Here is a 19959-nt window from a genome sequence, read left to right on the forward strand (position 1 = left end):
CGGTTCAAATATTCAGAGGATCCAGCTATGAGTAGCGGACGTATCGTTCAAATCATCGGCGCCGTTATCGACGTGGAATTCCCACGCGACAGCGTACCGAGCATCTACAACGCGCTGAAAGTACAAGGCGCGGAAACTACTCTGGAAGTTCAGCAGCAGCTGGGCGACGGCGTAGTTCGTACCATTGCGATGGGTTCCACCGAAGGCTTGAAGCGCGGTCTGGACGTTGTCGACACTGGCGCTGCCATCTCCGTACCGGTCGGTAAAGCGACCCTGGGCCGGATCATGGACGTACTGGGCAACCCGATTGACGAAGCTGGCCCGATCGATACCGAAGAGCGTTGGGGCATTCACCGTCCAGCACCTTCGTTCGCCGAGCAAGCTGGCGGCAACGACCTGCTGGAAACCGGCATCAAGGTTATCGACCTGGTCTGCCCGTTCGCCAAAGGCGGTAAAGTGGGTCTGTTCGGTGGTGCCGGTGTAGGCAAGACCGTAAACATGATGGAACTGATCCGTAACATCGCCATCGAGCACAGCGGTTATTCCGTGTTCGCCGGTGTGGGTGAGCGTACTCGTGAGGGTAACGACTTCTACCACGAGATGAAGGACTCCAACGTTCTGGACAAAGTGGCATTGGTCTACGGTCAGATGAACGAGCCGCCGGGTAACCGTCTGCGCGTAGCACTGACTGGCCTGACCATGGCCGAGAAGTTCCGTGACGAAGGTAACGACGTTCTGCTGTTCGTCGACAACATCTACCGTTACACCCTGGCCGGTACTGAAGTATCCGCACTGCTGGGCCGTATGCCTTCGGCAGTAGGCTACCAGCCGACCCTGGCTGAAGAGATGGGCGTTCTGCAAGAACGTATCACTTCGACCAAGGAAGGTTCGATCACTTCGATCCAAGCGGTATACGTACCTGCGGATGACTTGACCGACCCGTCGCCTGCGACCACCTTCGCCCACTTGGACGCCACCGTCGTACTGTCCCGTGACATCGCTTCCCTGGGTATCTACCCAGCGGTCGATCCACTGGACTCGACTTCGCGCCAGCTGGACCCGAACGTGATCGGCCAGGAGCACTACGACACCGCTCGCGGCGTTCAGTACGTGCTGCAGCGCTACAAAGAGCTGAAGGACATCATTGCGATCCTGGGTATGGACGAGCTGTCGGAAACCGACAAGCAGTTGGTATCCCGCGCTCGTAAGATCCAGCGCTTCTTGTCGCAGCCGTTCTTCGTGGCTGAAGTCTTCACCGGTGCCTCGGGTAAATATGTTTCCCTGAAAGACACCATTGCTGGCTTCAAAGGCATCCTCAACGGTGACTACGACCACCTGCCAGAACAAGCGTTCTACATGGTCGGCGGCATCGAAGAAGCGATCGAGAAAGCCAAGAAACTGTAATCCAGGCGCCCGGCAACGGGCGCTCATCAGGTTGAGGCAATCAGATGGCTATGACAGTCCATTGCGATATCGTCAGCGCGGAAGGGGAAATCTTCTCCGGTCTGGTAGAGATGGTAATTGCACACGGCGAGTTGGGTGACCTGGGTATTGCCTTGGGCCACGCACCGCTGATCACCAGCTTGAAGCCCGGTCCGATTACTCTGACCAAGCAGGGCGGGGAAAAGGAGGTGTTCTACATCTCTGGCGGTTTCCTCGAAGTTCAGCCGAACATGGTCAAGGTTCTTGCCGACACCGTGCAACGTGCTGGCGACCTGGATGAAGCCTCCGCTCAGGAAGCCGTCAAGGCTGCCGAGAAGGCTCTGCACGAAAAAGGTGCAGACTTCGACTACAGCGCTGCTGCTGTACGTCTGGCCGAGGCTGCAGCCCAGCTGCGCACGCTCCAGCAGATCCGCAAGAAGTAAGCGGCCAAGCCGTCATGCTTCATGCGCGATTGATTAAAAAGGGTAGCCTCGGCTACCCTTTTTCTTTTTTTGCAAAACACTTCTTTGGTCTGAAGCCGGACCGCCCAGGATTGGTAGCCATTCATGTCTCTTGAAATCGTCATTCTCGCCGCTGGCCAGGGCACCCGCATGCGTTCAGCCCTGCCCAAGGTACTGCACCCGGTTGCGGGTAACTCCATGCTTGGCCATGTTATCCACAGCGCCCGGCAACTGGACCCACAACGTATCCACGTAGTGATTGGCCACGGTGCCGATGCGGTACGTGAGCGTCTGGCAGCCGATGACTTGAATTTCGTATTGCAGGACAAGCAACTGGGTACCGGTCATGCCACCGCGCAAGCCGTACCGTTCATCAAGGCCGACACCGTGCTGATCCTCTACGGTGATGTGCCGCTGATCGAAGTGGAAACCCTGCAGCGCCTGCTCAAGCACGTAGTGCCGGGCCAGATGGGCCTGCTCACCGTCGAACTGGACGACCCTACCGGTTATGGCCGCATCGTGCGTGATGCAGACGGCAACGTCGCCGCCATCGTCGAGCATAAAGATGCCAGCGAGGCACAACGGGCGATAACCGAAGGCAATACCGGGATTCTCGCGGTGCCGGCGGCTCACCTGGCAGACTGGATGAGTCGTTTGTCGAATAACAATGTCCAGGGCGAGTACTACCTCACCGACGTCATCGAGATGGCCGTCAGCGACGGCCTGCTGGTCGCCACCGAGCAGCCCCACGACCCAATGGAAGTGCAGGGCGCCAACGACCGCAAGCAACTGGCGGAACTGGAGCGTCACTACCAACTGCGCGAAGGCCGCCGCCTGATGGCGCAGGGCGTGACACTGCGTGACCCGGCGCGTTTCGATGTACGCGGTGAGGTGACCGTGGGCCGCGACGTGCTGATCGATATCAATGTGATCCTCGAAGGCCGCGTGATCATCGAAGACGATGTGGTAATTGGCCCCAATTGCGTGATCAAGGACAGCACCCTGCGCAAAGGCGTGGTGGTCAAGGCCAACAGCCACATCGACGGTGCCGTGATGGGTGAGGGCAGCGATGCGGGGCCGTTTGCGCGGTTGCGCCCGGGCAGCGTGCTGGGCGCCAGGGCCCATGTGGGTAACTTCGTTGAGCTGAAAAACGCACGGATGGGCGACGATGCGAAGGCGGGGCACCTGGCCTACCTCGGCGATGCAGTGATTGGGGCCCGCAGCAACATTGGCGCCGGCGCCATTACTTGCAATTACGATGGTGCCAACAAGTATCAGACGACGATCGGTGAAGACGTCTTTATTGGCTCCAACAATTCACTGATTGCGCCCGTCACCATTGGCGATGGTTCAAACACAGCGGCAGGCTCAACCATCAACCAGGATGTGGATAAGTCGCAATTGGCTGTGGCCCGCGCCCGCCAACGCAACATCGACGGCTGGAAACGCCCGGTCAAAATCAAAAAGACCTGAGTTATCCACAACCTTCAGGCACCACCCATCAATGTGGGAGCTGGCTTGCCTGCGATAGCGATATTTCAGTCACGTTTTCATCGACTGATACACCGCTATCGCAGGCAAGCCAGCTCCTACATTTTTGATCTGGGCTTCAATAAAATTTCATTCTTCTGCTTGACGATCCTTCGTCAATAGGTTTTGATTGCCTTCGTTTTCTTTCGAAACGAAACTTATCATCACCATGTCGAAACGAAATACACCACAACGACGCCACAACATCCTCACCTTGCTCAACGAGCAGGGCGAAGTGAGCGTGGATGAATTGGCCAAGCGTTTCGAAACCTCCGAAGTGACCATCCGCAAGGACCTCGCCGCGCTGGAAAGCAACGGCTTGCTGCTGCGTCGCTACGGTGGCGCCATCACCATGCCCCAGGAACTGGTGGGCGATCCTGCCCAACCGATTTCTGTGCATAAGCGCGCCATCGCCCGGGCGGCGGTCAAGCGCCTGCGTGAACATGCGCGGATCATCATCGACAGCGGCAGCACCACCGCCGCGATGATCCCCGAACTGGGCCATCAGCCAGGCCTTGTGGTGATGACCAACTCCCTGCATGTGGCCAGTGCCCTGAGTGAGCTTGAGCATGAACCGGTGCTGCTGATGACCGGCGGTACCTGGGACCCGCACTCGGACTCGTTCCAGGGACAGGTCGCCGAACAGGTGCTGCGTTCCTATGACTTCGACCAACTGTTTATAGGCGCTGACGGCATCGACCTGCAGCGTGGCACCACCACCTTCAATGAATTGTTGGGCTTGAGCCGAGTGATGGCCGAAGTCGCCCGCGAAGTGGTGGTGATGGTCGAATCCGACAAGATCGGCCGCAAGATTCCCAACCTGGAACTGCCCTGGAGCAGCGTCCATACCCTTATTACCGATGATCGCCTGCCGCTTGAGGCCCGCGACCAGATTCAAGCCCGCGGCATTACGCTGATTTGCGCGGCAGTCATCTAGGAGAGAAACCATGTGTGGAATTGTAGGCGCAGTCGCTGAACGAAACGTTACCGCCATTTTGCTCGAAGGCCTCAAGCGCCTGGAATACCGCGGCTATGACAGTGCCGGCGTGGCGGTCTTCAGCAACGCGGGCAAGCTCGAGCGCATGCGTCGCCCAGGCAAAGTCAGCGAATTGGAACAGGCCCTGGCCGGTGAGCCCTTGGCGGGCCGCCTGGGCATCGCCCACACCCGCTGGGCGACCCACGGGGCACCGTGCGAGCGCAATGCGCACCCGCACTTCTCCGGTGATATCGCGGTGGTGCACAACGGCATCATCGAAAACCACGAAGTGCTGCGTGAACAACTCAAGGGCCTGGGCTACGTCTTTACCTCGGACACCGACACCGAAGTCATCGCCCACCTGCTCAACCACAAGCTCAAGGACCACAGCGACCTGACCACCGCCCTCAAGGCCACGGTCAAGGAACTGCATGGCGCCTACGGCCTGGCGGTGATCAGCGCCAGCCAACCGGACCGTGTGGTTGCCGCCCGCAGTGGCAGCCCACTGGTGATTGGCCTGGGCCTGGGGGAGAACTTCCTCGCTTCCGATCAGTTGGCCCTGCGTCAGGTCACCGACCGCTTCATGTACCTGGAAGAAGGCGATATCGCCGACATCCGCCGTGAAAGCGTGGCGATCTGGGATGTCGACGGCAACTCCGTCGAGCGCGAAGCGGTGCAGTACCGCGACGGCGCCGAAGCTGCCGACAAGGGCGAGTTCCGCCACTTCATGCTCAAGGAAATCCACGAGCAACCGGCCGTGGTGCAACGCACCCTGGAAGGTCGCCTTGGCGACAAGCAAGTACTGGTAAACGCGTTCGGCCCGCAAGCCGCCGAGCTGTTCGCCAAAGTGCGCAATGTGCAGATCGTCGCCTGTGGCACCAGTTATCACGCCGGCATGGTCGCGCGTTACTGGCTTGAAGAACTGGCCGGCATCCCGTGCCAGGTCGAAGTGGCCAGCGAGTTCCGCTACCGCAAGGTGGTGGTGCAGCCCGACACCCTGTTCGTGACCATCTCCCAGTCCGGCGAGACCGCTGACACCCTGGCCGCCCTGCGCAATGCCAAAGAGCTGGGCTACCTGGCGAGCCTGGCGATCTGCAACGTCAGCATCAGCTCCCTGGTACGTGAGTCGGACCTGACCCTGCTGACCCAGGCCGGTCGCGAAATCGGCGTAGCCTCCACCAAGGCCTTCACCACCCAGTTGGTGGGCTTGCTGCTGCTGACCCTGTCCCTGGGCCAGGTGCGCGGCACATTGGCTGCGGGCGTGGAAGCCACCCTGGTAGAAGAACTGCGCCGCCTGCCGACCCGCCTGGGCGAAGCCCTGGCCATGGACAGCACCGTAGAGAAAGTCGCCGAGCTGTTTGCCGACAAGAACCACACCCTGTTCCTCGGCCGTGGCGCGCAGTACCCAGTGGCGATGGAAGGCTCCCTGAAACTCAAGGAAATCTCCTATATCCACGCCGAAGCCTACCCGGCCGGTGAACTCAAGCACGGCCCATTGGCCCTGGTGGACGATGACATGCCGGTGGTCACCGTGGCGCCAAACAATGAACTGCTGGAGAAGCTCAAGTCCAACTTGCAGGAAGTTCGCGCCCGTGGCGGCCAACTGATCGTGTTCGCCGACGAAAAGGCCGGCATGACCAACGGCGAAGGCACCCACGTGATCAACATGCCGCACATCCACGACACCCTGTCGCCGATTCTCTACACCATCCCGCTGCAATTGCTGTCGTACTACGTGGCGGTGCTCAAGGGCACGGACGTTGACCAGCCGCGTAACTTGGCCAAGTCGGTGACGGTTGAGTAATGTTTAGCGGTAACGAGAAAGGGTGATCGTAAACATTAAAGTCTGTCTCGCTTGGAGCCTCCGTGGGCTCCAAGCGACGATCTTCTCTCCCGCTCCTTTTGTGCCGAGTGCTCCAAGTTGCGGCTCACCTTCCAGATTCAGATTTACAAAAAAATTCGCGGAGATTGGCAAGTCGTAAATTGCGGTTGATCGTGAATATCTTCATGTACAGCCTGGATATTATAGGCGTCATAGCAACTGCGCATGGGAGCTTCGCAGGTTTGCTAGATAGCCTGCGTAGAAAAGGTGGATTGGTCCGAAAAACAGATGATCTAAAACGTTGTTTAGTTTATGAGCCTCTGGCTGTTTCGATAATTAAAACGGTAAATAACTTACTCAGTTTATTATGGCGTACGCACGTTCTTCATCTCGCAGTTATATTGAGGGCGGGCTGGTCTATTGCAGATCATGATGCCCACTATAATCAGTGCGCCCCCCATAAATGTGGGAGCGCTGAGCTGCTCATCCAACAAAATAGCACCCAGTAACACCGCGGTCAGCGGATTGAGCGCGATGAACACTCCGGCACGTGTTGCGCCGATCTGCTCGATTCCCTTGTAATACCAGATGTATGCCAGCGCTGAGCCTATGGCACCCAAGTACAGCAAGCTGGAAAAGTCGGCAAGCGTTAGAGCTCGCAGTGATGCCTGATTGAATTGACCAGTGACGATAGCGGTCGCCGTCAGCATCGCGGCCCCCGCGAAGATGGAGTAGGTCACCGTATGTAGGGCGCCGATTTCTTTGACTACCGACTTACCGAATACGCTGAAGGCGACCCAACTGAGTACGCAACCAAAGATCAAAAGGTCTCCGCGCCAGTCGCTTTTATCCACGATTAATGTGCCTGACGACTTATTGAGAATCACGACAGCCGCCCCTATCAGGCAAAGAAAAATGCCTGCGGTTTTCATTGCAGACATTTTTTCTCGGAAAAACACATAAGAGAAAAGAGCCATGACGGCGGGATTCAGGGCTACGATCAATGACGCGCGGGAGGCTGCTGTGTAATGTAGGCCATAAAAAAAACAGAGGTTATAAGTATAAATTCCGCAAAATCCCAATCCTACGATCTTGACTAGTTGCGACCGATCAAGCCGGACAAAGCTCTTTTTTAAAAAGAAACCTAGGAACAGTCCGAGTGTGATTCCGGCGAATATAAATCTGACACTGGCGGCTAATAGCGCGGGTGTGTCTGCGGATAGATACCGACCAGCGACAAAGGTACCTCCCCAGATCATTGCTACCAGAGAAAGCTTAAGATAGGTAAGGCTGTCTGAAGTAAGGACCAGTGGATGAGAATGGCTGGTCATGCAGGTGCCCTCTCCTCAACGATCGGTCGGGTCTTGAGTTCTATGTATTCGAGAGTCAGATCAAGGACTTCGCGTTGGGCACGGCTCCCTCCTAACAACGGCCACTGGTCTCGGCTGGTACGCAAGAGCGCCAGGCTTTCGTGATAACGCTTCAAGGTGAACAGTAGAATGCCTTTGAGCACGTCTAAGCCTGCTCGGTGCGCTTCGGGCTCGATGCCAAAGCCGTCGCTTTCGGCGATTTGCTTCTCGATGAGGAGAGTCTGATTGGTCGCAGAAAAGGCAAGCGCAGCATGGATGTTGTGAAAGTAAGAGGTTGATCCAGAGACGCTGCCGGTCCACAAAAGAGCGAGACGTTCCCAGATAGCGGCGAACTTGCTGTCTGTGGCTTTCAAACGCAGGCGCCAGAGAAAACCCACCGCATCCAGATCCTGCTTCGCGAAGGGGCTGTCCTTTAATTCATACAGTTCCTCGAACGCTTGGAGTGCCTGATCGACCTCGTTGCATCGCTCGTGGGCTATAGCCATGTGCCAATAGACGTGCATGCGCATGCCGCTATTTTCGATCCAGTCAGGCTTGCAGTCGATCAGGAAACTCGAAAGTTCCTGCCAGCGGCCCATCTCATGCAATGCGTGGGCAGTAGCATGGATGCCGTAGATGTTATGGGGAATCAGCCTAACCGCCTCAAGGCCCAGTTCAAGGGCTTCTTGGAAGCGCTGGTCTTCACACAAAACAAAAGATTTTATTGCCAGGTAGTAGGAGTACAAGGCATGAGTGTGCGGTATGTGTGGTTCGCAAAACGAAAATTCTGCCGTTAATCTAGGCGTCTTACCAGTACAGAAGTCGAGCATGTGCACAAAAAAAATTGTGATGATGTCGGAGGGGTACGCTTTCAGGTGTTGCGTAAAGAGTGTACGTGCTCGCTCATATTCAAAGTTTACCCAAGCTATAAATGCCTTATGGATCAGTAACAACTCCGGGGGTAAGTTCGATCGTTGATGCATCCGATTGAGAAACAGTTTGAACTTGTAAAGTTCTTTCATCTCGCAACTCGTGATTGCATCGAACCCTAATAGAAGGTCTTTGTATAGTTCCTGAGTCTGGGTGACCGGCATCAGATGCTCGGGTATTCCTCGCAGGGACAGGAATGGGCCGTTGATTTCAGGCCACAGTGCCGAAATCCCATCAGTCTTCCATTGGGCGACCATAAAACAATCCTTGGATATAAGTTGGCGAAAAGGGCTGGCCTATCTCGTTATGCCTGTTTCATCTATGCTTACGCAAAATCATGGTCATATGAAAATGAGCGATTACTCATGGATGAAAAATGACGCTGACCCAATTGGAAATTTTTGTCGCTGTCGCAGAGCGGCGTGGCTTCACGCTCGCAGCCGCCCAACTGAAAATATCCCAATCTGCGGTTTCTCATGCAATAAGGGCTCTGGAGCAGGAGTGGGGTGTTGAACTGCTACTTCGGCATCAAGGCCAGATTGAACTGACAGACATAGGTGCGCGAATCCTTCTACGTGTGCAACCTATGCTTGGTCTGGCGGATGCAATTAGGCAGGATGCCAGCGATGCCCGCGGCATGAAACTTGGCACCCTGCGAATTGGTTCATTTGGCCCAACCTCATCCCAGCTTTTGTTGCCGCGGATTCTTAAAGACTACCGCCGCCTTTACCCCAATATTGAAGTTCATGTGAGTGAGGGGCCTGATCGCCAAGTGACGGAATGGTTGTTAGACAGAGAGGTGGACGTAGGGTTTGTCACCTTACCTGAAGCTCAGTTTGATACCTGGCCTTTACTTGAGGACCAAATGGTTGCCTTGCTACCGATTGCGCACCCTCTCGCTTCAAACGAAAGAGTGACATTGGAGGACTTATGTTCTGATCCGTTTGTACTAACCGAGGCTGGTTCGGCCGAACTGGTCTCGCAGCTCTTTGCTGCTGTCAAATTGAAGCCGCGTATTCGCTACAAGACCTCTCAGTTGATGAGTACCTTGGCCGCGGTGGCTCGCGGAGATGGGGTAACGATTGTGGCTGAGTCTTCGTTGCCCGACGATAGCGAGAAGCTTTATGTGGTCAGGACACTCGATCCGGCAGTCAGGCGCCAAGTCGGAATCGCGGTGCTGGATTGCAGCGAGACTACTGCTGCAGCTCAAGCATTCATTGAGTTGGCAGAGAAGATTTACCGGAGTCGTAAGAGTGATTTGAAGGGAAATGGCTTATAAAGAGGGAGCCCCTCCGGTCATTTCAATGCTGTCGAGCGGGTTGATTCGCTGCGCGATGCCGTGCTGTAGGCCAGCCTGCCTAGTTGCGCATTACCTTATTCCAATCAATTTCGTATCCAGCATCCTGGAGCGCCCGGCTGAAGGCTTGCTTCCAACCATCTTCGTTGATCGACGTCCAGACCAAGGGCACGGTCTTCAGGATTAAAAACGGTCCCGTTTGGGGCCCCTCGGGGCTCCAAACGACGTCCTTCTGTGCTTATCCCTCCTAGCAAAACACGCAATTACAGGTGGAAATCGCCCGCCGCCTCCGGCTGGTAAAGCACTTTCCTGATCTCAATGCGGCGGGTCCGATCAGAAATTCGCCAGTCGATGGCGTCCCCCTCCTGATAGCCCAGGATGGCGGCGCCGATGTCGGAATACACGGAATGCTTCCCTGCGGTGCTGTCCGCGTCTTCAGGGTAAACCAGGGCCACTTCGATCTCTTCTTCGTCCAGTTGCAGCAAGGCCCTGGAGTTCATCGTGACGACATTGCACGCCACCTGCTGCGGTTTGACGACAATGGCTCGCTCAAGCTCATGTTCGAGTTCAACAACGGTCGGGCCTTGCTCGAGCGCGATCAGGCTCTCGAGCCTGGCCTTGTCGATTTCAGTAATGTAGATCCTGGTGGAGTCGCCAGCGGCACCTTCGCGCAAGAGCTGGAGATAGCGCCCCGCCGTCATGGAAAATGACTTCAATGCCGGCGCTTCGCTCTCAAGCACAAAGCCGCTGCGCAGAAAGGCTTTCAGCGAGCGCGCGTTGTCCGGGTGGATCTTGGCGATGAGCTTCTTGGCCCGCATGTCGAGGAAGGCCAGTTTCATGCCTTCGCGGATCGTGCGGGCACCAAGGTTTTGCCCCCACTTGTCGCTGTCTCCGATGACCAGGACTATCTCGCAATCTGAGCCGGTCTTGATCAGACGCACAAAGCCCACCGGGGCGTCATGCCGGTCATAGGCCATGAAGAATCGCCCGCCCCGGTTGAATAGATGGGTCAGGATCGGCGATTGAGTCCGGTCGATGGCTTGCTCGATGGAGCGGGAGACATGACGCGAATCGCTCAGATAGCAGGTGACGCGCTCATCCTCCAACCAATCCATCAGCGTCAGCGCGTGGGCCCGAGTAATTTCAGGGCACAGCGAAATGAAAGGCTTGTTCATCTTCATCACACTTACTTGTAAAGGATGGAAGCCCGTCATGGCTTTGGCCATGACGGCTCTTTGGGCAACCGACCATGTTAAGACATAACGCGAGCAATGCCGAACAGCCTGGAGAGGTCGAGCAAATCATCTTTTGCCGAACCCTGTCCCTTGGTCCTACCCTGAGGCTCGCCGTAAGCGGCTCCATCAAGTCTTCCAGAAGTCTCGGTGAGTTGATCTTCCCCATACCCTGAGAGTGCCATATCTTTGCGGGATGTTTTATTTGCGCTGGTCATCCCGATAAGTCCTGGTGCTTGATCTGAGATTAACTACTTACAGCTATCCTGACGGAATACCGCCGACCGACTTGAACAATAGAAATGAATAAACTTTTTAATTAATTAACTGTTTTGAAACGATGGTTTAGTGGACGGCTCAAGATGTTCATTATCCCGGTTTCAAGGCTGGCATAACGCCAGTTCGGCGTCGTTGAGGCGCCTTTTTTTGTGTTATGATCCTGCGCAACTTTGGGCTGGCACCAGGTTCGATAGCGATTGTCTATTTTGCCGCGCCCCAGGTTTTCCTGGCTTGGCCGCTGTTTCGGGCGTGCTTTGAGCCAACTGCTTCAAGGAAGAGCGATTTGAACGTTTGGCAATGGCTACCCCTTCCCGGCAGTGATGATCCTGCGGCTCTGAAACTCTCGGTCAGTGGTGTGAGGTATTCCGGCTATCTATGGCGATCTCGGATAAACGACTCATCCAGTCTTTTAATTAATTTTTGCGAGAGTTGGTGATGGCTTATTTTCCCTGTTTTTTATCTGTCGTTTTTGTCGTTCGTAATCAGGGCGATAAAATAGAAAAAATACTGTCCGAAGCTGCCGAAGTCATTGCGAAAACAGTCAGCGACTATGAGCTGATCGTTGTTGATAACGCGTCCGATGATGACAGTGTCATGGTCTTGAAGGGCCTGACAAGTGAGAAGGGCCTGGCCAACTTGCAGGTCTATGCGCTGACCAAGGAAGTGGACACCGACACAGCGTCCTGGGTCGGCCTGGAAAACGCCTTGGGTGACTATGTCGCGGTCATCGATCCGCTGGTGGACGACATCAACTTCGTCCCCCAGATGCTTGATCAAGCCGTCAGCGGTGCCGATGTGGTCTTTGCCCACAACGAACAAAAGAGCACCCAGAGCCTGGCCTATCGTTGGGCCAACGCGGTGTTCCACAGCATGTACAACCGCTTCAACGGGGTTCATCTTGCCAAGGAAGCGCCTCAGTACCGCATTCTCAGCAAGCGCGTGATCAATTTCATCCTGCAACACCCCCAGCCTTCGATGACGTATCGGCATCTGCCGGCCACCGGTGGTTTTGCCCGGGCCTACCTCAAGTACAGCGCCGTGCCCCAGGCCTCCAGCCCCAAGCGGCTGGGCGACAGTATTGATCGTGGCGTGCGCTTGCTGGTTTCCACCACGCGCGCGCCTATGCGCCTGGTGACCTACCTTTCGCTGTTTGGCGCGGTTGCCAACCTGGTGTACTGCGCCTATGTGATTTCTGTGGGTATCTTCAAGGCTGATGTAGCGCCTGGCTGGATCAGTTTCTCGCTCCAGCAGTCGGGCATGTTTTTCCTGATCTCACTGGTGCTGCTGGTGCTGGGTGAATACATCCTCAACATGGCCAGCCTGTCGAATGAAGGGCCGCTTTACCATGTAGGCCAGGAGTTCACCAGCGCGCGCATGACCCGGCGCGAGAAGCTGAACATTGAAGAGGTAGCACCAGCTTCGGTCGCGCCCAAGGCTCAGCCCAGCGAACGAGTTTCCTGATGTCGAGCGCCCAAGCCAGCCAGCCTGAGCAGGATGCCGTCATCATCGGTGGGGGGTTTTACGGAGCAGCCATTGCGGTCTACCTGGCCAAGCAACGGGGCTTGAAACGGATCCTGTTGGTAGAGCGCGAGCCGGCACTGATGATGCGCGCCAGTTACAACAACCAGGCACGTGTGCATAACGGCTATCACTATCCGCGCAGCTTCACCACGGCCTATCGCAGCCGGGTCAACCTGCCCAAGTTTGTGCAGGACTGGCCGCAGGTGGTCAAGCAGGACTTTACCAAGCTGTACGCCATTGCCCGGCGCAACTCCAAGGTCACGGCCAAGCAGTTCGAGCGTTTTTGCCGGGACATCGGTGCGGACCTCAAACCCGCCGATCCAGCGCTGCGCGACTTGTTCGAACCACGTTTGATCGAAGAAGTATTCCTGGTCGAAGAATATGCGTTCGACACCACTCGCCTGGCAGCCTGGGCGGCTCGCGAGCTGGCAGAAAGCGCTGTGCAGATCCGTTACCAGACACGGGTCACTTCAATTTCCAGGGGCGCCGAGGCGCCTTTGCAGGTGGTCACCCAAACCTCCCAGGGCGAGGAAGCGCTGACGACTTGTCGCTACGTCTTCAACTGTACGTACAGTGGCCTCAATCAGTTTGCGGGTGATTTCGCGGGGGTCAGTACCGGCCTCAAGCAAGAGATCACGGAAATGGCCTTGATGCAGATGCCCGAATCCCTCGAGGGTTTGGGCGTCACGGTGATGGACGGCCCGTTCTTTTCACTGATGCCATTCCCGGCCCGTGGGCTGCATACCTTGTCCCATGTACGCTATACGCCGCACTTGCACTGGAACGATGAAAAAGGCCTCGACCCCTACGAAAAGCTACGGCTTTATGAGCGCGATACACGGGTCGATCGCATGGTCAGGGACGTCGGGCGGTATATCCCCGAAGTGCTCAAGGCCCAACACAAGGATTCGCTGTTCGAGGTCAAGACCATCCTGGTGAAGAACGAAGGGGATGATGGACGCCCGATTCTTTTCGAAAAGCACGCCGAGTTGCCAGGTTGCTTTTCCGTGCTGGGTGGCAAGATAGACAACATTTACGATGTGCTTGAAAAACTGGATACCGAGAGTTTTTCCCATCAAGGTCAATAAAACTTCAGGTTTGGAGCGGAAAAAGATGAATTCGCTTATTGGTTTCTCCGGGTTTGTCGGGGGCACGCTTCTTAAGCAGGCTTGCTTCGAGGACTTGTACCGGTCCACCAACATCGGTGAGATAGAAGGCAAATCCTTCGACCTCGTGGTCTGTGCCGGCGCCCCGGCGCAAAAATGGATTGCCAACCGCGAGCCTGAGGCGGACCGCCAGAAGATCGAAGCACTGATCGCCCATCTGAAAACCATCCAGTGCAAGACCTTCGTGCTGATCAGCACAGTGGATGTGTTCAAAAGCCCTATCGGCGTTGATGAAGACACCCCGGTCGATGAGTCCGGCCTGCATGCCTATGGCCTGCACCGTCGGCTGCTGGAAACCTTCGTTGAAAGTCATTTTCCGAATCACTTGATCGTTCGCCTGCCGGGGCTCGTCGGGCCTGGATTGCGTAAAAACGTGATTTTTGACTTCCTCAACGACAACAACCTGCAGGCGATCGATAGCCGGGGCGTGTTCCAGTTCTACCCGATGATCAACTTGTGGTACGACATCCAGACCGCACTCGAGGCGGGGCTCAAGCTGGTCCACCTGACTGCCCAGGCAGTGAGTGTCGCCGACATTTCGCAGAAGGGCTTCGGCAAGCCTTTCACCAATACCCTGGCCAATGCGGCTGCTACCTATGACATGCAGACCAAGCATGCGCAGCTGTTTGGCGGCACTGGGCGCTATCAGTACAGCGCTCGCGAAACCGTGCAGGCCGTACGGGCCTATGCGCAGTCGGAGCCGCTCAAGGCCGCATCGGGAGCACAGGCATGAGGCTGGCGATTTCCAATATCGCGTGGGAAACCACCGAGGACGAAGTCATCGCTGAACTGCTTGCGCGCTTTGCCGTGGATGCGATTGATATTGCACCGGGCAAATACTTCCCCGAGCCTGCCAAGGCCACGGACGCAGAGATTGCGCGGGTCAAGGACTGGTGGGCGCAACGTGGTATTGCATTGACCGGCATGCAGGCACTGTTGTTTGGCACGACGGGCCTGAATGTCTTCGGCTCCGTACAAAGCCAGGCGGCCTTGCTGCAACACCTGGCGGGCGTGTGCCGCATTGGCGCAGGCCTGGGTGCGACACGGATTGTATTTGGCTCGCCAAAGAACCGTGATCGCAGTGGTTTGACCGACCAGCAGGCGCAGGATGGCGCTGTGGCGTTCTTCCGGCAATTGGGCGATATCGCCCAGGCGAGCGGTGTGACGATCTGCCTGGAGCCCAACCCCACCTGCTACGGGGCGAACTTCATGACCACCAGTGCACAAACCGCAGTGGTGGTGCGGGCAATCGACCACCCGGCGATCCGCATGCAACTGGATACCGGGGCGCTTGCGATCAACGGTGAAGACCCATTCACCGTGCTTGAGGACTGTGCCGAGTTGATCGGGCATATCCACGCCAGTGAACCAGACTTGCTCCCGCTGGGTGACGGCGGTACTGACCATGAAAAAATGGCACGTGCCGTAGCCCACTACTTGCCCGGGCATGTGGTCACCATTGAGATGGTGGCGACCAAGACCGAAGCCCATGCGCAATCGATCGAGCGTGCGCTGCAGGTTGCCCGCCAGCATTACCGCGCCTGCGACGAGGTGACGGCATGAGCATCAAATGGATCATCTTGATCCTAGGTATCTTGTCGAACGCCTCCGCCAGCGTCCTGGTGAAGATGGCGATGATGCCCCCGCGCAAATTCCCTTCCTTGAGCGACCCGATGGCGGCACTCAGCAACTGGCCGTTCTGGGTCGGGCTGGTCCTGTATGGTGCTGCGTTCCTGCTTTATGCCGCAGCATTGGCCCGTTTGCCGCTGAACGTGGCACACCCGGTCCTTACGGCCGGGGCTATCGCGACGGTCGCCCTGTTTTCCCTGCTGTTTTTCCGTGAGTCCTTCCACTGGACCACGGGAGTCGGCATCGCCCTGGTTATTGCTGGCGTAGGGCTGATCACAGCTCGCGTCGTTTGATGGAAATTAAAATGACTTCTTCTGATATTGCTCCCGATGTACGTGCCGGCTGGCAGGTACCGTCCTATGACACGCCACTCTGGCTAGGTCGCCAGCACCCCTGGTGCGTGGTCATTCCGGTCATCAACGAAGGTGACCGGATCAAGAACCTGCTCGCCCGTATGGCGGCGTTCAACATCGCAGACATGGCCGACATCATCATCGTCGATGGTGGCAGTTCTGATGGCTCGCTCGAGTTGCAATCACTGCAACAGGTGGGTGTGCGCGGCCTGCTGGTCAAGACTGCCCCGGGCAAGTTGAGCGCGCAGTTGCGCTGCGCCTACGCCTTCGCCCTGGACCAGGGCTACGAAGGTATCGTGACCATCGATGGCAACGACAAGGATGACCCAGAGGCCATCCCGCGCTTTATCGAAGCGCTGCAGCAGGGTGTGGATTTTGTCCAGGCCTCGCGTTTTGTCCAGGGCGGTGTTGCCGAGAACACCCCCAAGTCCCGCGATTTTGCTATCCGTTTTATCCATGCGCCGATGCTGAGCCTGTTTTCCGGCTTCAAGTGGACAGATACCACCCAGGGCTTTCGTGCCTACAGCCGCAAGATGCTGATCGATCCGAAGATGGCGATCTTCCGTGATGTGTTCGATACCTACGAGCTGCTTGCCTACCTGTCGTATCGCGCGCCGAAACTGGGCTATCGCTGCGTAGAACTGGCGACCGTGCGCCGCTACCCCCAAGGTGAAGTACCTACCAAGATCAGTAGCGTAAAAGGCAATCTTTCGGTGCTGGCGGTATTGTTCCGTGCCTGTTTTGGCAAGTACAACTAAAGATCTGGTAGTGAAATGTTCAAGCATCTGGAAATGAATGAAAGGGTTTCTTCAGTGCTGGCGTGCGTGGTTATCACGGCGTTTGCACTGTTGTTATGTCTGGGTATCTCGACCGCACCCAAGTATGCCGACTTCATCGTGGGCTACATCAGTTGGACCGCAGATACCAAGTTTCAGGACCAGGTGGTTGCTCCAGTATTCATCGCCGTTCTTTTCTGTGCGTTGCTGTTTTTTACCTCCTTGATGGGGCGCCAGAAGAAACAATTCGGTAGCGACAGCGCACTGGTTTTATCCAACCAATGGTTGTGGTGGTCGCTCCCTGCGATTACCGCTATTGCATGCATGGTGCTTGGCACGGATTTCGAGCCGAAAGTCCTCTACTGCTCGGTGTTTGGTGTCTCGTTTATCGCTTTGGCAGCCACGGTTGGCGCGGTCAAAAAAATCAATGTGGACCCTCGGATATTCGGCCTGGGGGCGCTCGGTATCCTGTTGCTGGCGCTGGTACAGCTGGAGGTGGTGTTGGCGCTGGGCCGCGCGCCAGCTGCCTGGAGCGATGGGGTTGAGTTGTCCAGATACGCCAAGCCCACCTATGGGATAGCCATCGTCGGATGGATCCTGGGTATGGCATACATCGTGTGGAGCCCCAAGGGTTTTGCGCGAATTGCCCCATGGCTGTTGATGGCTGGTCAATTGGGTCTGTCGACCTTTTACCTGGCGCTGTATCCCGCTCGCATACAAGAGCCAGATGGCAGTATTTCCAAATACGAGACCACGGTCTGGTTGAAGATACTGGTTATCGGAATGCTGGTTTGGGGCGTGGTGGATGTACTGCGGCGTTTGCGTCGGTATACATCAACCAGCGACATTGCCACGCTGCTTTCGCCTATCGCGTTTTTCGGCTTGCTGGTGGGCTTGAAAATGGGCACGACCATTTTCCCCAACATCAGCGCCGACGATTATCACTTCGGTGAAAGCTTGTTGGGCTGGTGGTCCTATATGCAGGGGGCTATTCCCTATATTGACTACGTTCCTGCCCACGGCATCATCGGCGATGACCTGACCCAGTTCTTATCATTTGTGTTTTATGACGGTTCTGCCGGTAGCATTATTCATGTCGGTAATCTCAGCATCGCGCTGTTGTCTTTTGCCGCCTTCCTGTCGCTCTACTATTTTTCGCGCAGTATCGGGTTGGCGTTTGCCGCCATCTTCTTCCTGACGGCCAATATTATCTGGCTGTTTCTGATCCCGTTTCTCTGCCTGTGGTTGAGCCCGTCGTTGCGCCAGCGTCCCGAGCGCTGGCTGCTGGTCTGGATGATCACGGCGCCGCTGGTAGTCCTCGGAATCCCGCCACAAGGGCTGCTGCTTGCGGCGGCGTCTGGGGTGATGGCTGCTTATTACGCCTGGCACCTCTGGAAAGCTCCACGCCCCCGCAAGCTGAAGGGCATTCTGATTACAGGCGTAGTGCTACTGGTGTTGGCGGTGGTTACGCCCGCAGGGATCATGCTGTTGGGGGCTATCCGTTATGTCCTGGAAAATGGCCCTATCAACCAGGTTGCCTACGGCGTGCCATGGGCGTTGAGCTGGGAGGGCGCGCGCAAAGGCTTTGTGTTTGAAGCCTTGCGCATGTCCTGGATCGCTATTCCTCTGGCGTGCCTGATGTTGGTACATCGCTGGTTCCAGACACCCGAGCGTCGTCTCGACACCTTGCTGCCATTGCTGGTGGTGTTCCTCTTTGCGCTGTTGTTGATCCCTTATTCGATGGGACGCGTCGACCCAGGTGGTATGTCTCGTCCGGGGTTGGCGGCGAGTTTCGGCTGGGCGATCCTGTTGCCTGTCGCGTGTTGGGGCATGCTCAGTGCGCGCAATAAAGTGGTCATGGTTGTCCTGGCTGCGAGCATGAGCGCATCCCTGGGGTTCTCGCCGGTATCGATCAATAACCTGGTCAAATCCACTACGGCTGTTATCAGCACTCAAGGGTTGGGAATCAGTGATGGCGCCGCTGCAGGCCTGCCGAATATCGGCCGCTCCTTTGTACAGCCTTTTCACTGGGACAGGCTGACCCGTTTGTCGCGAGTATTGACGGACAATGTTCCGGCTGGCGAAACCTATCTGGACCTTACTTCCCGCAACGCCCAGTACTTCTACCTGGGTTATCGGCCCCTGCTGCCGGTCACTGCGGCGTACAACATGGTGTCGCCAACCCAGCAGTTGCGGGCTATCGAGACCCTCAAACAAGACCTGCCGACCATCGCCTTGCTGGAAGGGATGAACATCATCCACGACGGCGGCGGCCTGGCGCTGCGTAATCCGTACCTGTATCGGTTCGTTGTCGATCACTACGACCCGGCCTATGTGGATGGCTTCATTCTCGGGCGTAAAAAGGGCAGCGCCTCGGCGCCAGTCACCAGTATCGAAATACCCCTGATGGACTTCACCGATGCGAACTGGAGCCACGGCATCAATCGCACTGTCGCAGCGCTCTATGTGTCCGATCCGGGTATGTTGGCGGCGTTGAAGGTGGGTGATCAGATTCAGGTCAACCAGAGCGAGATTCGCCGGATTCGCGAGATACGTGCCGCGGGTCAAAGCATATGGCTGGAGGGCCCGGCGTTGCAGGTTTCCGACGCTGACCCGATCAGCCACCCACGCTTGATCGAACCTCGCCCCGAAGCGATTGCCGAGTACCAGGCAGCCTTGCTGCAGCGCGCTTTTGCATCACCGGACCTGAAGAAAATCCCGGTTGCCTGGGGCCGTTCCCAAGTCTCCCTGAACAACAAGATGGCACTGATCAACAGTCTGGATGACGTAAAGCCGAGCCTCAATCAATTGGTGGCACAAGAAAGCAGCTACCGAGTGGATGGCGGTGATCCGTCGATGAGTTTCGATCTTGCGGCGCTGAATCTGTCTGGTCACGACGCTGGCCTGCTCAAGTTCGAGTTCCGCTGCTCCGGCCGCGCCGCCGAGCCGCGTATGCAGGTGTTCTGGTGGGGGGATGGGCAGCAGGGGCCGTTCGAGGCCTCCAGCGTTCGTTTCAATGCAGAGGATGGGACGTTGATCGTGCCACTGGATGCATCACCGCGCTGGTTGACGTTGCAGCATGTGAAGGGCATCCGGATTGATCTGGACAATGCCGGCGCTTGCAGCAGTTTCAAGGTCGATAACCTGGGGCTCTACCAGCGACAGCACTGAAGTAAGGTGCTCGCAACCCACAAGACCCGATGTCCCTGGCGGACA

Annotated in this window: 17 protein-coding genes; 13 read left to right on the top strand and 4 right to left on the bottom strand. The window is 56.7% G+C overall.

From position 1 onward, the window contains the following. The first annotated feature begins 27 nt into the window (after positions 1-27). The 5 genes from atpD to glmS all read left to right on the top strand — a co-directional run bounded on the left by atpD (position 28) and on the right by glmS (position 6193). The gene (atpD, locus tag HBO11_RS13730) at positions 28-1404 is read left to right on the top strand and encodes a F0F1 ATP synthase subunit beta (protein WP_015886645.1); all 1377 of its coding nucleotides are present in this window, start codon (positions 28-30) and stop codon (positions 1402-1404) included. 44 nt (positions 1405-1448) lie between these two features. Next, on the top strand, positions 1449-1865 hold the full coding sequence (locus HBO11_RS13735) for a F0F1 ATP synthase subunit epsilon (RefSeq protein WP_057439300.1): 417 nt from the start codon (positions 1449-1451) through the stop codon (positions 1863-1865). Between the two features lie 123 nt (positions 1866-1988). Continuing rightward, positions 1989-3356 carry a bifunctional UDP-N-acetylglucosamine diphosphorylase/glucosamine-1-phosphate N-acetyltransferase GlmU gene (gene glmU / locus HBO11_RS13740; RefSeq protein ID WP_169954061.1) on the top strand — a complete coding sequence of 456 codons (1368 nt, stop codon included), beginning with the start codon at positions 1989-1991 and terminating at the stop codon, positions 3354-3356. 226 nt (positions 3357-3582) lie between these two features. Beyond that, positions 3583-4350, top strand: a complete 768-nt coding sequence (locus HBO11_RS13745) for a DeoR family transcriptional regulator (protein ID WP_029290123.1) — start codon at positions 3583-3585, stop codon at positions 4348-4350. A 10-nt stretch (positions 4351-4360) separates the two neighbouring features. Beyond that, positions 4361-6193, top strand: coding sequence for a glutamine--fructose-6-phosphate transaminase (isomerizing) (glmS, locus tag HBO11_RS13750; RefSeq protein ID WP_057439302.1), 1833 nt, complete (start codon positions 4361-4363; stop codon positions 6191-6193). 383 nt (positions 6194-6576) lie between these two features. Here glmS and HBO11_RS13755 read toward each other — a convergent pair whose 3' ends face one another. After that, entirely contained in the window at positions 6577-7542 is a 966-nt protein-coding gene (locus tag HBO11_RS13755; RefSeq protein ID WP_262376956.1) for a DMT family transporter, read from the bottom strand. After that, positions 7539-8747: a tetratricopeptide repeat protein gene (locus HBO11_RS13760; protein WP_169954060.1), complete on the bottom strand. Its 1209-nt coding sequence runs from the start codon at positions 8745-8747 to the stop codon at positions 7539-7541. Before HBO11_RS13760 ends, HBO11_RS13755 begins: the two co-directional genes overlap by 4 nt. Positions 8748-8866: 119 nt before the next feature. On the opposite strand from HBO11_RS13760, the gene HBO11_RS13765 reads away from it, so the two are divergent. Further along, positions 8867-9769, top strand: coding sequence for a LysR family transcriptional regulator (locus HBO11_RS13765; protein ID WP_169954059.1), 903 nt, complete (start codon positions 8867-8869; stop codon positions 9767-9769). A 281-nt stretch (positions 9770-10050) separates the two neighbouring features. Here HBO11_RS13765 and HBO11_RS13770 read toward each other — a convergent pair whose 3' ends face one another. Both HBO11_RS13770 and HBO11_RS13775 read right to left on the bottom strand, forming a co-directional pair. Then, positions 10051-11013: a bifunctional GNAT family N-acetyltransferase/nucleoside diphosphate kinase regulator gene (locus HBO11_RS13770; protein ID WP_169954058.1), complete on the bottom strand. Its 963-nt coding sequence runs from the start codon at positions 11011-11013 to the stop codon at positions 10051-10053. Positions 11014-11039: 26 nt separating this feature from the next. After that, positions 11040-11237 carry a hypothetical protein gene (locus tag HBO11_RS13775; protein WP_170058891.1) on the bottom strand — a complete coding sequence of 66 codons (198 nt, stop codon included), beginning with the start codon at positions 11235-11237 and terminating at the stop codon, positions 11040-11042. A gap of 496 nt (positions 11238-11733) precedes the next feature. On the opposite strand from HBO11_RS13775, the gene HBO11_RS13780 reads away from it, so the two are divergent. From HBO11_RS13780 to HBO11_RS13810, 7 genes are read left to right on the top strand one after another with little or no spacing between them, the layout of a single operon-like run. After that, the gene (locus HBO11_RS13780) at positions 11734-12759 is read left to right on the top strand and encodes a glycosyltransferase (protein ID WP_169954057.1); all 1026 of its coding nucleotides are present in this window, start codon (positions 11734-11736) and stop codon (positions 12757-12759) included. Further along, a complete protein-coding gene (locus HBO11_RS13785; RefSeq protein WP_169954056.1) occupies positions 12759-13907 on the top strand; it encodes an FAD-dependent oxidoreductase in 1149 nt (382 codons plus the stop codon). Before HBO11_RS13780 ends, HBO11_RS13785 begins: the two co-directional genes overlap by 1 nt. Before the next feature lie 25 nt (positions 13908-13932). Further along, positions 13933-14718 carry an NAD(P)-dependent oxidoreductase gene (locus tag HBO11_RS13790; protein WP_169954055.1) on the top strand — a complete coding sequence of 262 codons (786 nt, stop codon included), beginning with the start codon at positions 13933-13935 and terminating at the stop codon, positions 14716-14718. Continuing rightward, entirely contained in the window at positions 14715-15548 is an 834-nt protein-coding gene (locus HBO11_RS13795; protein ID WP_169954054.1) for a TIM barrel protein, read from the top strand. Before HBO11_RS13790 ends, HBO11_RS13795 begins: the two co-directional genes overlap by 4 nt. A 2-nt stretch (positions 15549-15550) precedes the next feature. Continuing rightward, positions 15551-15907, top strand: coding sequence for an SMR family transporter (locus HBO11_RS13800; protein ID WP_057440644.1), 357 nt, complete (start codon positions 15551-15553; stop codon positions 15905-15907). An 11-nt stretch (positions 15908-15918) separates the two neighbouring features. Then, the gene (locus HBO11_RS13805) at positions 15919-16725 is read left to right on the top strand and encodes a glycosyltransferase family 2 protein (protein ID WP_169954053.1); all 807 of its coding nucleotides are present in this window, start codon (positions 15919-15921) and stop codon (positions 16723-16725) included. A gap of 15 nt (positions 16726-16740) precedes the next feature. Then, positions 16741-19914 (top strand): hypothetical protein, encoded by a 3174-nt coding sequence (locus tag HBO11_RS13810; protein ID WP_169954052.1) that lies wholly within the window; start codon positions 16741-16743, stop codon positions 19912-19914. Positions 19915-19959: the final 45 nt, after the last annotated feature.

Source organism: Pseudomonas sp. WS 5010 (assembly GCF_012985565.1).
Lineage (GTDB): Bacteria > Pseudomonadota > Gammaproteobacteria > Pseudomonadales > Pseudomonadaceae > Aquipseudomonas.

What these genes read in the sequence shown, in the direction of transcription:
- atpD (WP_015886645.1), top strand. Translation starts at nt 28, where the DNA reads ATGAGTAGCGGACGTATCGTTCAAATCATCGGCGCCGTTATCGACGTG.
- HBO11_RS13735 (WP_057439300.1), top strand. Translation starts at nt 1,449, where the DNA reads ATGGCTATGACAGTCCATTGCGATATCGTCAGCGCGGAAGGGGAAATC.
- glmU (WP_169954061.1), top strand. Translation starts at nt 1,989, where the DNA reads ATGTCTCTTGAAATCGTCATTCTCGCCGCTGGCCAGGGCACCCGCATG.
- HBO11_RS13745 (WP_029290123.1), top strand. Translation starts at nt 3,583, where the DNA reads ATGTCGAAACGAAATACACCACAACGACGCCACAACATCCTCACCTTG.
- glmS (WP_057439302.1), top strand. Translation starts at nt 4,361, where the DNA reads ATGTGTGGAATTGTAGGCGCAGTCGCTGAACGAAACGTTACCGCCATT.
- HBO11_RS13755 (WP_262376956.1), bottom strand. Translation starts at nt 7,542, where the DNA reads ATGACCAGCCATTCTCATCCACTGGTCCTTACTTCAGACAGCCTTACC.
- HBO11_RS13760 (WP_169954060.1), bottom strand. Translation starts at nt 8,747, where the DNA reads ATGGTCGCCCAATGGAAGACTGATGGGATTTCGGCACTGTGGCCTGAA.
- HBO11_RS13765 (WP_169954059.1), top strand. Translation starts at nt 8,867, where the DNA reads ATGACGCTGACCCAATTGGAAATTTTTGTCGCTGTCGCAGAGCGGCGT.
- HBO11_RS13770 (WP_169954058.1), bottom strand. Translation starts at nt 11,013, where the DNA reads ATGGCCAAAGCCATGACGGGCTTCCATCCTTTACAAGTAAGTGTGATG.
- HBO11_RS13775 (WP_170058891.1), bottom strand. Translation starts at nt 11,237, where the DNA reads ATGACCAGCGCAAATAAAACATCCCGCAAAGATATGGCACTCTCAGGG.
- HBO11_RS13780 (WP_169954057.1), top strand. Translation starts at nt 11,734, where the DNA reads ATGGCTTATTTTCCCTGTTTTTTATCTGTCGTTTTTGTCGTTCGTAAT.
- HBO11_RS13785 (WP_169954056.1), top strand. Translation starts at nt 12,759, where the DNA reads ATGTCGAGCGCCCAAGCCAGCCAGCCTGAGCAGGATGCCGTCATCATC.
- HBO11_RS13790 (WP_169954055.1), top strand. Translation starts at nt 13,933, where the DNA reads ATGAATTCGCTTATTGGTTTCTCCGGGTTTGTCGGGGGCACGCTTCTT.
- HBO11_RS13795 (WP_169954054.1), top strand. Translation starts at nt 14,715, where the DNA reads ATGAGGCTGGCGATTTCCAATATCGCGTGGGAAACCACCGAGGACGAA.
- HBO11_RS13805 (WP_169954053.1), top strand. Translation starts at nt 15,919, where the DNA reads ATGACTTCTTCTGATATTGCTCCCGATGTACGTGCCGGCTGGCAGGTA.
- HBO11_RS13810 (WP_169954052.1), top strand. Translation starts at nt 16,741, where the DNA reads ATGTTCAAGCATCTGGAAATGAATGAAAGGGTTTCTTCAGTGCTGGCG.